Raw genomic sequence first — 14,664 nt, forward strand, 5'->3', positions numbered from 1 at the left:
GAGGCGGCCCAGGCCGAGGCCGACCGTGCCGACCGCGCCGCCGAGCAGGCGCTGGCCGCCGCGCGCGAGGAGCGGGTGCGGCGCGAGGCGGCGGTGTCGGCCGCCGACCAGAGCTGCCGCGCCATCGCCGCCCGCATCGCCGAGCGGCTCGACCTCAGCCCCGAGCAGGTCGGCGCCCTGGTCGCCGCCGCCGACCCCGAGCCCGAGCCGGCCGATGCCGACACGCTGCGCCGCCGGCTTGACCGGCTCGAACGCGAGCGCGACCAGATCGGCCCGGTCAATCTGTGCGCCGAGCAGGAAGCGGCCGAGCAGGAGGCGCGCATCAATGCCCTTCAGGCCGAAAAGGACGATCTGGTGGCGGCGATCGCCCGGCTGCGGCAGGCGATCGGCGAACTCAACCGCGAGGCGCGGGAAAAGTTGCTGGCCTCGTTCGAGGCGGTCGATCGCGATTTCCGCGACCTGTTCACCCGCCTGTTCGGCGGCGGGCGCGCCCACCTCGCCTTGACCGAGTCACCGGACCCGCTCGATGCCGGGCTGGAGATCATGGCCAGCCCGCCCGGCAAACGGTTGCAGGCGCTGTCGCTGCTGTCGGGCGGCGAACAGGCGCTGACCGCGCTGGCCCTGCTGTTCGCGGTGTTCCTGACCAACCCGGCGCCGATCTGCGTGCTCGACGAGGTCGATGCCCCCCTCGACGACGCCAATGTCGATCGCTTCTGCGCCCTGGTCGAAACCATCGCCGCCACCACCCGCACCCGCTTCCTGGTGGTGACCCACCACCGCATGACGATGGCGCGGATGGACCGGCTCTACGGCGTCACCATGGCCGAACGCGGCGTGTCGCAACTGGTGTCGGTCGATCTCGGTCAGGCCGAGGCGCTGAGCGAACCGGCGGGGGCCTGACCCCGGCGGGGCTTCCGCCCCGCACCCCGACCGGGGCGATGCCCCGGACCCCCTTATATTTTATGGGTTCCAAGGGCCTTGCGGCCCTTGGCGGGGGCGGGCGGAGCCCGCGCTTACACCGCGCGGGCCTTGACGTAGCTGCCGGGGGCCGGCTCGATCCCCTCGGCCGGGGTGCGGGCCGGGACCTGCGGGCCGGCGAACTTCTCGACCCATTTGTCCCAGTCGGTCCACCACGAGCCGTCGGTCTGGGTCGCCCCGGCCAGCCAGCTTTCCGGGGTCTTGGCCTTGCGGGCGTTGGTCCAATAGCAATATTTGTTGGCGGCCGGCGGGTTGACCACCCCGGCGATGTGGCCCGAGGCCGACAGCACGAACCGCACCGGCCCCGACACCAGCCGGGTCAGCGAGAAGGTGCTGGCCCAGGGAGCGATGTGGTCCTCGCGGGTCGACAGCATGTAGATCGGGGTGCGGATGGTGGTCAGGTCGATCGGCACCTCGCCGACGGTGATCCCGCCCGGCTCGATCAGCTTGTTCTCCTGATACATCTTGCGCAGGTAGAAGCTGTGCATCGCCGCCGGCATCCGGGTCGAATCCGAATTCCAGTACAGCAGGTCGAACGGGAACGGGTCCTTGCCCAGCAGGTAATTGTTGACCACGAACGACCAGATCAGGTCGTTGGCCCGCAGCATGTTGAAGGTGGTGGCCATGTCGCGGCCGTCGAGATAGCCGTGTTCGGCCATCCGCGCCTCGAGGCTGCCCAATTGTTCCTCGTCGATGAAGATGCCGAGCTCGCCCGGATCCTTGAAATCGGTCATCGAGGTGAACAGGGTGGCCGACAGCACCCGGTCATCGCCCTTGGCCGCCATCCAAGCCAGGGTACAGGCGGTCAGCGTGCCGCCGAGACAATAGCCGATCAGGTTGGCCTGACGCTCGCCGGTGGCCCGCTCGATCGCGTCGAGCGCCGCCAGCGGCCCCTCGGTCATGTAATCGGTGAAGGTCTTGCCGGCGAGGCGCTCGTCGGGATTGACCCACGAGATCATGAACACGGTGTGGCCCTGATCGACCGCCCATTTGACGAAGGAATTCTTCGGGCGCAGATCGAGGATGTAATATTTGTTGATCCACGGCGGCACGATCAGCAGCGGCGCCCGGTGCACCGTCGGGGTGGACGGGTCGTACTGGATCAACTGCATCAGGTCGTTCTCGAACACCACCCGGCCGGGGGTGACCGCGATGTTCTCGCCGACGCGGAAGGCGTCGTAATCGGTCATCCGGATCGCGAGGTTGCCCTTGCCGCGCTCAAGGTCGGCCAGCAGATTGTCGAGCCCCTTCAGCAGGTTCTCGCCGCCGCTCTCCATCGTCGCCCGCAGCACCTCGGGGTTGGTCAGGACGAAGTTGCTGGGCGCCATCGCATCGACGAACTGGCGGGTGTAGAACTCGACCTTCTTGGCCGAGGCCTCGTCGAGCCCCTCGACCCCGCGCACCACGTTCTGGATCCAGCGCGCCGACAGCAGGTAGGATTGCTTGATGTAGTCGAACACCTCGTTGTCCTGCCACATCTGGTCCTTGAACCGGCGGTCGCCGGCCTCGGGCGCCACCACCGGCTCGGCCGGCTGGCCCATCATCCGCTTGGCGGTGTTCTGCCACAGCGCCATGTAATCCTGCCACAGCGACATCTGCGCCTCGACCATCCGCGCCGGATCGCTGATCAGCCGGGTGGTCATCTCGAAGAAGGCGTTGCCGATGTTGAGCGGATCGAGCGAGGGCGCGGCCGGCTCGGTCGCCTGACGGGACAGGAAATCGGCGACCAGACGCTGGCTGCGCTCGGCGATGCTGGTCATCGCCTGCGAAATCTCGGCCGGATCGATCCGCCTGCTTTCCGCGACCTTCTGTTCGGCCATCCTGCCCTCCCTGGGTTTGCTGATTGACGGGAAAGAACGCTGGTCGTGCGCGGCCCTGGCCGGACCGGAAAGGCGGGTGGCCCGCCCCCTTCGGCCGACGCCACACTGTCTATATACTTTCGTTCGAGCGCCTGTTAAACGTGAACTTGCAGTAACCTGTGCCCGCCTTGTGGCCGGTCGTTCCGAAGGGAATGGGAATCCCATCATGTCCGAGCGCTTCGCTGTCCTCCGCCGTGGCCGGCGTCGGCTTGCCGCCGGCGGTAGCGTCCTTGCCGTGACGGCTCTCCTGACAGGCTGCTCCTGGGTGCCCGATTCCCTCAATCCGGTGTCATGGTACCACGATTTGACCGGCGGTGACGAGCCGCCGCCGGAGATCGCCACCCCGCGCCGCGCCGACGGCAGCGCCGTCGCCACCCCCCAGGGGACCGAGTCCGGCGCCGGCCTGCCGGCCGACCGTTCCCATGCCCGCTATGCCGAGACGGTGCGGCGCGAGCCGGCCCCGACCAAGCGGCTGGTGCGCCGGGTCGAGCCGGCGGCGGCGCCGCAGGTCGCCGACGCCACCGTCGCCCCGCCGCCGGCCCCGGCGGCGATCCAGGCTGCGCCGCTGCCGGTGCCGCCCGGCGCCCAGTCGGCCAGCGTCGGCGCCGCCAGCGAGCGTCCCTCGCTCGACCGGCCGATGCGCACCGCGCGCGAGGACGGGCCGACCGCCCCGACCCAGATCGCCGGCGGCCCGCCCGACCGGCCCAACGTCCCCGACAGCGTGCCGACCCGGCGCAACACCCTGACCGACACCTATCAGCAGCGTCTGCGCGAATCCGCCGCCGCCACCAGCCGGGCCGGCGATCTCGACACCCCGCCGTCGGCGCGGAGCGAGCGCGCCGCCGCCCCGGCCTATGCCGCGGCCTATGCCCAGCCGGCCACGGTGATCATCGGCGGTGGCGGCAGCGCCGCCCTGCCCGCCCCGACCCGGGTCGCCGCCCGGTCGGCGGCGCCGCCGACCGTGATCATCGGCGGCGACGACGACGCCGCCACGGTGCGGCTGACCCCGCCGCGCGGCCTGCGTGGCGCGCGCGGCGTGGTGGTGCCGCCCGGACCGGCCGCCAGCTTCGAGGTGGCGCTGTTCCAGCCCGGCCGGCTGGGCGAGGCCGAATTCGCCCGGCTGCGCGAGGTCGCCGCCCTGCAACGCCGCTCGGGCGGGACCATCCATCTCGAGGGCGCCGCCGATCCCGAACTGGCCCACCGCTTCGCCGCGATGCTGGGCGAGATGGGGGTGCCGGCCCGCAAGATCCGCGTCGCCACCAGCGGCCGCGCCGGAGCCGGCCTGCGGGTGCTGATGGAGTACTGAGCGCCGCCCCGGCAGCGACGGGCGGGGTAGAAAGGGGTCGATTCTTGACCCGCCCCGCGCTAAAGATGGCCTCTTCCCCCGGGGCCGTCCGCGCCCCGTTCCCGTCCCTCACCCCGCAGGTTCGGCCATGAGCATCGAGCAGGATTTCCATCGGATCAAACGTCTTCCGCCCTATGTCTTCGCGGAAGTGAATGCGATGAAGGCCCGCGCCCGAGCCGCCGGCGAGGACATCATCGATTTCGGGATGGGCAATCCCGACCAGCCGACCCCCGCCCATATCGTCGAGAAGCTGGTCGAGGCGGCGCGCAACCCGCGCGCCCACCGCTATTCGATGAGCCGGGGCATCCCCGGGCTGCGCAAGGCGCTCGCCGGCTATTACCAGCGCCGCTTCGGCGTCGAGATCGACCCCGAGCGCGAGGCGATCGTCACCCTCGGCTCGAAGGAAGGCCTCGCCAACCTCGCCAACGCCATCACCAGCCCGGGCGACATCGTGCTGGTGCCCAATCCGTCCTATCCAATCCATCCCTACGGCTTCATCATCGCCGGCGGCTCGTGCCGCTACGTCCCGGTGACGCCGGATGCCGATTTCCTCAAGGCGCTCGATCGCGCCGTGCGCCATTCGGTGCCGAAGCCGATCGCCCTGGTGCTCAATTACCCGAGCAACCCGACCGCGCTGCTGGCCGACCTCGATTTCTACGGGCAGGTGGTTGATTTCTGTCGCCACCACAAGATCTGGATCCTGTCCGATCTGGCCTATTCCGAGATCTATTTCGACGTGGCCCCGCCGCCCTCGATCCTCCAGGTGCCGGGCGCCAAGGACATCGCGGTCGAGTTCACCTCGATGAGCAAGACCTACAACATGCCGGGCTGGCGGATCGGCTTCGCCGCCGGCAACACCACCCTGATCGCCGCCCTGGCCCGGATCAAATCCTACCTCGATTACGGCGCCTTCACCCCGATCCAGGTCGCCGCCTCGGCCGCCCTCAACGGGCCGCAGGATTGCGTTGACGAGATCCGGGCGATGTACAAGGACCGCCGCGACGTGCTGATCGAGGGCCTCGCCGCCGCCGGCTGGGAGGTGCCCAGCCCGCAGGCGACGATGTTCGCCTGGGCGCCGATCCCGCCGGCCTTCGCGCCGCTCGGCTCGCTCGAATTCTCCAAGCTGCTGATGAGCCACGCCCAGGTCGCGGTCGCGCCCGGCATCGGCTTCGGCGAATATGGCGACGGCTTCGTCCGCATCGGGCTGGTCGAAAACCGTCACCGCACCCGTCAGGCGGTGCGCAACATCAAGACCTTCCTCGCCAACACCGATCAGGTGTTGGAGACCTCGGAAAAACAGCGCGCGGAATCCGGCCGATGAGCTCCTCTCCCCTCAAGATCGCGATCGCCGGCCTCGGCACGGTCGGCGGCGGCACCGTCGAACTGCTCGCCGGCCATGCCGACCTGCTGGCGGCCCGCACCGGCCGCCGGCTCGAACTGGTCGCCGCCGCCGCGCTGGAACGCCCGGCCGGCCTGCCGCTCGACGGCGTGCCGTTCTACACCGACGCCCGCGAGATGACCCGCGACGCTGATTACGACGTGCTGATCGAACTGATCGGCGGCGCCAACGGCATCGCCCTCGACGTGGTCCGCGCCGCGCTGGAACGCGGCAAGCACGTCGTCACCGCCAACAAGGCGATGATCGCCCATCACGGTGTCGAGCTGGCCCGGCTGGCCGAGCTGACCGGCGCCAACATCGGCTTCGAGGCCTCGGTCGGCGGCGGCATCCCGGTGATCAAGGCGCTGCGCGAGGGGCTCGCCGCCAACCGCGTCACCAAGGTGATGGGCATCCTCAACGGCACCTGCAACTTCATCCTCAGCACGATGCAGGAGACCGGGCGCGAGTTCGCCGACGTGCTGGCCGAGGCCCAGGCGCTCGGCTATGCCGAGGCCGATCCGACCTTCGACATCGACGGCATCGACACCGCCCACAAGCTGGCGATCCTGGCCAGCCTCGCCTTCGGCATGCCGGTGTCGATCGACGCCGTCACCTGCGAGGGCATCCGCCATGTCAGCGCGCTCGACATCCGCTACGCCGCCGAACTCGGCTACCGGATCAAGCTGCTCGGCGTCGCCAGCCTCAGCGAGATCAACGGCGAGCTGGCGACCGATTGCCGGGTCTATCCGGCGATGGTGCCGCTCGGCTTCCCGCTCGCCCATGTCGACGGCCCGTTCAACGCGGTGGTGACCGAGGGCGATTTCGTCGGCCGCACCGTGCTGGAAGGCCGCGGCGCCGGGGCCCATCCCACCGCCTCGGCGGTGGTGGCCGACCTGATCGACCTCGCCTGCGGCCGGGTCGGCCCGGCCTTCGGCCTGCCGGTCGACCGGCTGGAACCGCGCCCGACCGCGCCGCGCGGCGCCGGCCGCGCCGCCTGGTACATCCGCCTGATGGTGCGCGACGAGCCCGGCGTGTTCGCCGACATCGCCGCCGCGCTGCGCGACGAGAAGGTGTCGATGGAGCAGGTGATCCAGCGCGGCCGCGCCCCCAACCAGACCGTGCCGGTGGTGATGACGGTGCACGAGACCGACGAGGCGGCGATGCTGCGGGCGGTGGCCCGCATCAACGGCATCGCCTCGGTGGCCGAGCCGCCCCGCCTGATCCGGATCGAGCCGCTCTGATCCCTCCCGCCGCCGTCCCTGCGTAAAGGCCCGTCCGTCATGTCCGTCCACACCCAGATTGCCCCGGTGCTGGACCGCAACCTCGCCCTCGAGGTGGTCCGCGTCACCGAAGCCAGCGCCCTTGCCGCCGCCCGCCGCACCGGGCGCGGCGACGAGAAGGCCGCCGACGAGGCCGCCTGTCAGGCGATGCGCTCCGCCCTCAACGGGGTGGCGATGAGCGGCGTGATCGTCAATGGCGAGGGCGACGACCCGACCCAGCCGCTGCATACCGGCGAGAAGGTCGGCACCGGCAAGGGCCCGACCATCGACATCGTGCTGACCGCGCTCGAGGGCCGCTCGATCTGCGCGCGCGGCGCCAACAACGCCTTGTCGGTGGTGGCGATGACCGAGGAAGGCTCGTTCCTCAAGGTGCCGCAGCATTCCTACATGGAAAAGCTGGTGGTCGGCCCCGGCCTGCCCCCCGGGGTGATCGACCTTGACGCCACCCCCGAGGACAACCTCGCCCGCATCGCCGCCGCGCGCGGCGTCCGCGTCGCCGACCTCACCGTCAGCATCCTCGACCGGCCGCGCCACCTCGACCTGATCGACCGGGTGCTGGCTGCCGGGGCGCGGGTGATGCTGTTCGACGACGGCGACGTCTCGGGCGCGCTGGCGACCGGGCTGCCCGACACCGGGATCGACGTCTACATGGGCTCGGGCGGCGCCGCCCAGGGCGTGCTGGCCGCCGCCGGCCTCAAATGCCTGGGCGGGCAGATGCAGGGCCGGCTGGTGCTGCGCTCCGACCAGGACCGCGCCGCCGCCGCCCGCGCCGGAATCCAGGATCCCGGCCGCAAGTGGGACATCGACGACATGGTCAAGGGCGAGGTGATGTTCGCCGCCACCGGCATCACCGACGGCCATGTGCTGAAGGGCGCCCGCCTGCTGCCCGGCAACCGCGCCGTCAGCCATTCGCTGGTGATGCGCTCGCTGTCCGGCACCATCCGCTATCTCACCGTCCAGCACGACCTGACCCGGGGCCTGCTGGCGCTATGAGCGTCCCGGCGACGGGGGCCTTTCTCGGCATCGAGCGTTCCCTCACCGGCCGGCGCTGGCAGGCCCGCCCGGGCGAGGACCGGCTGGCGCTGGCGCTGTCGCAGCGGTTCGGCCTGCCCGAACTGGTCGGCAGGGTGCTGGCCAGCCGGGGCATCGGCCTCGATGCCGCCGAATCCCACCTCAACCCGACCCTCAAGCAGGCGCTGCCCGACCCGTCGCATCTGCGCGACCTCGATTGCGCCGCCGCCCGGCTCGCCCAGGCGGTCCAGGCCGGCGAGACCGTCGCCATCTTCGGCGATTACGACGTTGACGGCGCCACCTCGACCGCGCTGCTGACGCTTTATCTCGAGGCGGCCGGGGCGCGGGTGCTGACCCACATCCCCGACCGCGTCGCCGAGGGCTACGGCCCCAATGCCGCCGCGCTGGCCCGGCTCCAGGCCGCCGGGGCCAAGCTGGTGGTCACCGTCGATTGCGGCACCACCGCCTTCGCCGCGCTGGAGGCCGCCGCCGCCGCCGGCCAGGAGGTGATCGTGGTCGATCACCACGCCGCCGAGGCCCATCTGCCCCCGGCGCTGGCGGTGGTCAATCCCAACCGCCTCGACGAGGACAGCCCACACCGCCACCTCGCCGCCGTCGGCGTCGCCTTCCTGCTGGCGGTCGGGCTCAACCGGGTCCTGCGCGCGGCCGGCTGGTTCCAGGATCGGCGCGAGCCGGACCTGATGCGCTGGCTCGATCTGGTCGCGCTCGGCACGGTGTGCGACGTGGTGCCGCTGGTCGGCGTCAACCGCGCTTTGGTCGCCCAGGGGCTGAAGGTGATGGCGAAGCGGGGCAATCCCGGCCTCGCCGCGCTGGCCGACGTCGCCGGGCTCAAGGAGCGGCCGGATTCGACCCATCTCGGCTTCCTGCTCGGCCCCCGGGTCAATGCCGGCGGCCGGGTCGGCGAGGCCGGACTGGGCGCCCGGCTGATGACCACCCCCGACCCCGAGGAGGCGGCGGCGATCGCCCGCCGGCTCGACGATTACAACCGCGACCGCCAGGAAATCGAGGCGGCGGTGCTGGCCGAGGCGATCGAACAGGTCGAGAGCCGGGGCGATGACGGCCTGCCGCTGCTGCTGGCCGCCGGCGAGGGCTGGCACCAGGGGGTGATCGGCATCGTCGCCGGCCGGCTCAAGGAACGCTATGGCCGCCCGACCTGCGTCGTCGCCCTCGATGGCGGCACCGGCAAAGGCTCGGGCCGCTCGGTGATCGGGCTCGATCTCGGCGCGGCGGTGATCGCCGCCCGGCAGGCCGGGCTGCTGCTGGCCGGCGGCGGCCACGCGATGGCCGCCGGCTTCACCGTCGCCGCCGACCGGGTCGAGGATCTGCGCCTGTTCCTGGCCGAACGGCTGGAGGCGCAGAAGACCGGCGAGCTGATCCCGCTGCTCGACCTCGACGGCGCGCTCGATGCCGGCGCCGCCTCGGTCGAGCTGATCGAGACCCTGGCCGCGCTGGGGCCGTTCGGCGCCGGCAACCCCGAGCCGGTGTTCGCCGTCACCGGCGCCCGCATCGCCCGCGCCAGCGTGGTCGGCTCGGGCCATGTCCGGCTCGACCTGACCGGCGGCGGCGGGCGCCGGCTCAAGGCGATCGCCTTCCGCGCCGCCGATTCCGAGATGGGGATGACCCTGCTGGCCTCGGCCGGCGCCTCGGTCCACCTCGCCGGCACCCTGCGGGTCGATCGCTGGCAGGGCAACGCCACCCCGCAATTGCTGGTCGAGGACGCGGCGATCGCCCGCTGAGCGGCGCTCTTCGCGGGCTCCGCCCGCACCCGCCAAGGGCCGAGGGCCCTTGGAACCCTTGCCCTGCCCTTCGCGCGGCCCCCCCCCCGCGCCCAAGCTGAAAGACCGGTCCGCGCCCGACCATCAATGGGTTCCAAGGGCCTTGCGGCCCTTGGCGGGCGTGGGCGGAGCCCACATCCCCTCGAAAACACTATCCGGGTTTGCCGGAGAGACGGCGCGGCCCCGGCCCGGCCTCCCCCAATTCATCATTGGGATTGCGCAGGGGACATTCGTCGAGCGACAGGCAGCCGCAGCCGATGCAACTGGTGATCTGGTCGCGCAGTTGGGCCAGACGGTCGATCCGCCGGTCCAGCATGTCGCGCCAGGCGCTGGCGAACCGGACCCAGTCGGCGTCGGTCGGCACCCGGTCGTGCGGCAGATCGACCAGGGCGTCGCGGATGGCCGCGAGGGTGATCCCGGTCAACTGGGCGACGCGGATGATGGCGATGCGGCGCAGCACCGACCGGTGATAGCGCCGCTGGTTGCCCTCGCTGCGCCAACCCTGGATCAGCCCTTTGGCCTCGTAAAAATGAATGGTCGAAACCGCGACCCCGCTGCGCCGGGCCACTTCGCCGACGGTCAGGGCGGTTTTGAGGGGGGAAGTCTCCATGGCTAGCCTTCGGCCCCGGTGGCGGTATAGCCGGCAATCCGCCGCGCCAGCGAAGACGGCGGGGCGGCGGCGCCATCCGGGTCACGGGCCGACAGGCCGGACGGTTCGGGGCGGTGGTCGCGGGCGATGAGGCTGTAGAAGGTCGGCAGCACGAACAGGGTGAACAGGGTGCCGATCAGCATCCCCATCACCACGACGATGCCGATGGCGAAGCGGCTGGCGGCGCCCGCCCCCCCGGCGAACAGCAGCGGCACCAGCCCGGCCACCATCGCCGCCGTGGTCATCAGCACCGGGCGCATCCGCACCTTGGCCGATTTGACGATCGCGGCGCGGCGGTCGAGCCCCTCGGCATGCTGGATCTGGTTGGCGAAGGCCACCATCAGGATGCCGTGCTTGGAAATCAATCCGATCAAGGTGACCAGTCCGATCTGGGTGTAGATGTTGAGGGTGGTAAAGCCGAGATAAAGTGGCAGCAACGCGCCGCAAACCGCCAGCGGGACCGTCACCAGGATCACCAGCGGATCGCGAAAGCTCTCGTACTGCGCCGCCAGCACCAGGAAGATGACGATCAGGGCGAAACCGAACGAGACGGTCAGGCGGGAGCCCTCCTGGACATACTGGCGGCTGTCGCCCAGCCAGTCCACGGTGATGCCGGGCCCGCGCGGCACGGCCTCCATCGCCGCCACCGCCTGCCCCATCGTCACGCCGGGACGCAGCACGCCCGAGAGGGTTGCCGCGTTCATCTGGTTGAACTGGGGCAGCCGGTTGGCCTGGGGCACGACATCGACCTTGATCAGGGTGGCGAGCGGAATCATCGCCCCCGATTGGGCGTGCAGGTAGAAACGCCCCAGCGTCTCGGGGCTCAGCCGGTCCTGCTCGGCCACCTGGGGAATCACGTCATAGGACCGGTCATGGAAATTGAAGCGGTTGACGTAATTCTCCCCGACCAGGGTCGCCAGGGTATCGGCGATTTCCCGCATGGTGATGCCGAGCATCCCGGCCTTGGCGGCGTCGATCGAAACCCGGGCGGACGGGCTGTCGAAGGCGAGATCGCTGTCGACGAAGACGAACAGGCCGCTGCGCCAGGCCGCCGCCTTCAGGGCCTCCATGTCCCGATAGAGCAGGTCGAAATCGGCGGCGGAGCGCAGCACCATCTGGAACGGCAGGCCCCCGCTCGACGCCGGCAGGGCCATCGGCTGGAACGGCGTCACCGCGGCGCCGTGGACGCTGGCGGTCTTGCCGTACAGCAGCCTCTGGATGTCGGTGGAACTGCGGGTCCGCTCGCTCCATTCGGTGAGGACCACCCCGCCGAACGCCCGGTTCTGGCCATCGGTCCCATCGACGAACCAGCTGCTGGAGAATTCGGGCAGGGCCATGAAGATCCGGTCGATCTCGCGGGTCGCCGCCGAGGTGTAGTCGATGCTGGCATATTGGGGGGCGCGAACCGAGGTGAAGACGTAGCCCTGGTCCTCCTGCGGGGCAAGCTCGCGTCTGGCGCCGAGGAACAGCACGACGATCGCCCCCAGCATCGACACGGCCACCAGCAGCACCACCGGCCGCATCGACAGGGTCCAGTCGAGGATGCGGCCGTAGCCGGAAGCCAGCCGCTCGAAACGGTGCTCGACCGCCTTGGACAGCCGGCCTTCGGCAACCTTGCGGCTCAGCAATTGCGAACTCATCATCGGCGACAGGGTGAGGGCGATCACCCCCGACACCACCACCGAGCCGGCCAGGGTGAAGGCGAACTCGCGGAACAGGCTGCCGGTCAGCCCCCCCATCAGGCCGATCGGCGCATAGACGGCGGCCAGGGTGATCGTCATCGCGATCACCGCCCCGACGATTTCCCGGGCGCCGACCAGTGACGCCTCGACCGGGGTCAGTCCCGCCTCGATATGGCGGTGGATGTTCTCGACCACGACGATGGCGTCATCCACCACCAGCCCGATCGCCAGCACCATGGCGAGCAGGGTCAGCAGGTTCAGGGAAAAGCCGAACACCAGCATCAGCGCCGCCGAGCCGATCAGCGACAGCGGGATGGTGATCACCGGAATCACCACCGCGCGCGGCGAGCCCAGGAACAGGAAGATGACGACGACGACGATCACCACCGCCGCGACCAGGGTTTCCTGGACCTCGTCGATCGAGGCGTTGACGAAGTGGGCGACATCGAAGGTGCTGGCCACCACCAGCCCCGGCGGCGCCGATTTCTGGATCTGCGGGATCAGCGAGGTGGCCGCCCGGACGATTTCGAGCGGGTTGCCGTCCGGCGTCGGCGTCAGGGCGATGAACACCGCCTTGCGCCCCGAGGCGCGGGCGCCGCTGTTGTAGTTCTGGCCGCCCAGTTCCAGCGTCGCGACGTCGCCCAGCCGGACCAAGCCATCGGCCCCGGTCTTGATCACCATCGTCCGGAACGCCTCGATGTCGGTGATGTCGGTCGAGGCGGTGATGTTGGTGACGGTGGCGCCGTCCTTTAGCTGGCCGGGGGCGGCCTGGACATTGTTGGCGCGGAGCGCCGCGGCGACATCGCCGGCCGACAGCCCGCGGGCGGCGAGGCGAACCGGGTCGAGCCAGACCCGCATCGCCAGGGTCTGCCCGCCCACGATCTCGGCCGAGGCGACGCCCCTGACCGAGGTGAACAGCGGCTGGGCGACCCGGGTGGCAAAATCGGTGATCTGGGGAATGGTCAGGCTGTCGCCGGTGAACGAGATGTACTGCACCGCCGAGGCGCCGTCGGTGACCTTGTCGATCACCGGGTCGTAGGCCCCCTCGGGCAGGCGGTACTTGACCTGCTGCACCTTGGCCAGGATCTCGGTCATCGCCCGGTCGGCATCGGCGTTGATCACCAGCTTGGCCTTGACCTGGCTCCGCCCCATCGTCGAGGTCGAGGTCAGGTACTCGATCCCGCTGGCGGTGGCGATCGACTGGGCGATCGGGGTGGTGACGAACCCCTGCATCACGTCCTGGGTCGCGCCGGGAAAGCTGGTGGTGACCGAGATCGTGGCGCTTTGCAGGTTGGGATATTGCCGCACCGGCAGGGAGAACAGCGCGCTGGCCCCGGCCAGCAGGATGAGCAGGCTGACCACCACCGAGAGGATCGGCCGGCGGATGAACAGGTCGGTGAACCGCATGATGATCCTCTCAGGGCGACGGGCCGGCGGCGACCTTGGCCGGGACGACCCGGACCGGCGCCCCCGGCTGGACGCGCAATTGACCGCTGGTGATGACGCTGTCGCCGGGATTGAGTCCGGTCTCGACCACGATCCGGTCGCCCAGCCGCGCCCCGGTGGTTACCGGCACCAGCTCGGCCCGGTCCTGGCGGACCACCAGGACGCTGTCGCCCGAGGCGCTGGTCTGGATCGCGGTGGCCGGCACCACGATCGTCGCCGGCCGCGCCGGCTGGACGATCGCGGCGGTGACGTACAGGCCGGGACGCAGGATCTGGTCCGGATTGGCCAGCGTCGCCTGGACGCTGACATTGCGGGTATCCGACCCGACCCGGGGCTCGATCGCGTTGATCCGGGCGGGGAACTCCCGTCCCGGATAGGCATCGGTGCGCACCATGACGGCGCCGCCCAGGCGCAGTCTGGCCAGATCCTGCTGCGGCACGGTGACGTTGACGTAGAGCTGATCGAGCGCGGTCAAGGTCGCCAGCGGATCGCCGGCATTGACATACTGGCCCAGATTGACCCGGCGGATGCCGATCAGGCCGGCGAAGGGAGCCCGGATCGTCTTTTGCGCGATCCGGGCATCGATGCCCTGGACCGCGGCAACCGTCTGGGCCAGCTCGGCCTCGTGCTGCTGCAACAGCTGCTTCGGTTCGGCCCCGATCGGCGCGAGGCTGAGCGAACGTTCATGCTGCAACCGGGCGAACTGGACGCGCGACAGCGCCTCGGCCCGGTCGGCTCGTTCCGGCGCGTCGTAAAGCTGGACCAGCGCCGCCCCGGCCGCCACCGACGATCCCGCCTCGAAGTGGATCGCCACCACCCGGCCGGCCACCTCCGGGGCAAGCGTCACCTCGCGCACCGCCTGCAACGCCCCGGTGGCCTCCAGCGATTGCGGCACTGTTTCCGGCGCGACGGTGACGGCCGAGACTTCCACCGGCGGCGGGGCATGGGCGACGGCCCCGGCCGCGCGGCGGGCCTCCCGCCAGAGGAAGATCCCGGTGAAGATCCCGCCCAGGATCAGAAGGGCGAGGACGAACGGCAGGAGGGAGCGCGCTCGTGCGGGTAGTCGGCGAGAGGTGTCGTCCATGTCGGTCCCCCATCGGAAAATGGCCGCCGTCCGCCCCGCGAACCGGCCCATCACGACGGGAGGGTCGGCAGGGAACGGGGGGATTGGCCCCATGGGCCGACTCCACTCATACAACCTCAATATTAGTTGAGGTCAAGCTGGATCATGCGTCCGATG

The 14,664-nt window shown here is 70.5% G+C and carries 9 protein-coding genes and 1 pseudogene; 6 read left to right on the plus strand and 4 right to left on the minus strand.

From position 1 onward, the window contains the following. Positions 1-900, plus strand: a pseudogene (locus tag ACFSNB_RS02080) (chromosome partitioning protein ParA); the annotation flags it as partial. 113 nt (positions 901-1,013) lie between these two features. Here the strand turns inward: ACFSNB_RS02080 and ACFSNB_RS02085 are convergent. Then, positions 1,014-2,798, minus strand: a complete 1,785-nt coding sequence (locus ACFSNB_RS02085) for a PHA/PHB synthase family protein (RefSeq protein WP_377314030.1) — start codon at positions 2,796-2,798, stop codon at positions 1,014-1,016. 304 nt (positions 2,799-3,102) lie between these two features. Here ACFSNB_RS02085 and ACFSNB_RS02090 point away from each other — a divergent pair, with 304 nt between their 5' ends. The 5 genes from ACFSNB_RS02090 (at position 3,103) to recJ (ending at position 9,608) form a co-directional block, all read left to right on the plus strand. Then, the gene (locus tag ACFSNB_RS02090) at positions 3,103-4,143 is read left to right on the plus strand and encodes a hypothetical protein (protein WP_377314032.1); all 1,041 of its coding nucleotides are present in this window, start codon (positions 3,103-3,105) and stop codon (positions 4,141-4,143) included. Positions 4,144-4,270: 127 nt separating this feature from the next. Beyond that, complete coding sequence (locus tag ACFSNB_RS02095; RefSeq protein ID WP_377314034.1) at positions 4,271-5,503, plus strand: LL-diaminopimelate aminotransferase; 1,233 nt, start codon at positions 4,271-4,273, stop codon at positions 5,501-5,503. After that, complete coding sequence (locus tag ACFSNB_RS02100) at positions 5,500-6,801, plus strand: homoserine dehydrogenase (RefSeq protein ID WP_377314036.1); 1,302 nt, start codon at positions 5,500-5,502, stop codon at positions 6,799-6,801. The genes ACFSNB_RS02095 and ACFSNB_RS02100 overlap by 4 nt, the downstream gene beginning before the upstream one ends. A 39-nt stretch (positions 6,802-6,840) precedes the next feature. After that, positions 6,841-7,833, plus strand: coding sequence for a class II fructose-bisphosphatase (glpX, locus tag ACFSNB_RS02105; protein WP_377314038.1), 993 nt, complete (start codon positions 6,841-6,843; stop codon positions 7,831-7,833). Then, positions 7,830-9,608, plus strand: coding sequence for a single-stranded-DNA-specific exonuclease RecJ (recJ, locus tag ACFSNB_RS02110; protein WP_377314040.1), 1,779 nt, complete (start codon positions 7,830-7,832; stop codon positions 9,606-9,608). Before glpX ends, recJ begins: the two co-directional genes overlap by 4 nt. A gap of 190 nt (positions 9,609-9,798) precedes the next feature. Here recJ and soxR read toward each other — a convergent pair whose 3' ends face one another. From soxR to ACFSNB_RS02125, 3 genes are read right to left on the minus strand one after another with little or no spacing between them, the layout of a single operon-like run. Further along, positions 9,799-10,257, minus strand: coding sequence for a redox-sensitive transcriptional activator SoxR (gene soxR, locus ACFSNB_RS02115; protein WP_377314042.1), 459 nt, complete (start codon positions 10,255-10,257; stop codon positions 9,799-9,801). A 2-nt stretch (positions 10,258-10,259) separates the two neighbouring features. Further along, entirely contained in the window at positions 10,260-13,385 is a 3,126-nt protein-coding gene (locus ACFSNB_RS02120) for an efflux RND transporter permease subunit (protein ID WP_377314044.1), read from the minus strand. Between the two features lie 10 nt (positions 13,386-13,395). Then, the gene (locus ACFSNB_RS02125; RefSeq protein ID WP_377314046.1) at positions 13,396-14,508 is read right to left on the minus strand and encodes an efflux RND transporter periplasmic adaptor subunit; all 1,113 of its coding nucleotides are present in this window, start codon (positions 14,506-14,508) and stop codon (positions 13,396-13,398) included. Positions 14,509-14,664 lie beyond the last annotated feature (156 nt).

Source organism: Phaeospirillum tilakii (assembly GCF_042683125.1).
GTDB classification, from domain to species: domain Bacteria; phylum Pseudomonadota; class Alphaproteobacteria; order Rhodospirillales; family Magnetospirillaceae; genus Phaeospirillum; species Phaeospirillum tilakii.

Bases quoted from the DNA above. Each gene is read 5' to 3' on its own strand.
- soxR (WP_377314042.1), bottom strand. From the start codon at position 10,257: ATGGAGACTTCCCCCCTCAAAACCGCCCTGACCGTCGGCGAAGTGGCC.
- ACFSNB_RS02085 (WP_377314030.1), bottom strand. From the start codon at position 2,798: ATGGCCGAACAGAAGGTCGCGGAAAGCAGGCGGATCGATCCGGCCGAG.
- ACFSNB_RS02095 (WP_377314034.1), top strand. From the start codon at position 4,271: ATGAGCATCGAGCAGGATTTCCATCGGATCAAACGTCTTCCGCCCTAT.
- ACFSNB_RS02120 (WP_377314044.1), bottom strand. From the start codon at position 13,385: ATGCGGTTCACCGACCTGTTCATCCGCCGGCCGATCCTCTCGGTGGTG.
- glpX (WP_377314038.1), top strand. From the start codon at position 6,841: ATGTCCGTCCACACCCAGATTGCCCCGGTGCTGGACCGCAACCTCGCC.
- ACFSNB_RS02100 (WP_377314036.1), top strand. From the start codon at position 5,500: ATGAGCTCCTCTCCCCTCAAGATCGCGATCGCCGGCCTCGGCACGGTC.
- recJ (WP_377314040.1), top strand. From the start codon at position 7,830: ATGAGCGTCCCGGCGACGGGGGCCTTTCTCGGCATCGAGCGTTCCCTC.
- ACFSNB_RS02125 (WP_377314046.1), bottom strand. From the start codon at position 14,508: ATGGACGACACCTCTCGCCGACTACCCGCACGAGCGCGCTCCCTCCTG.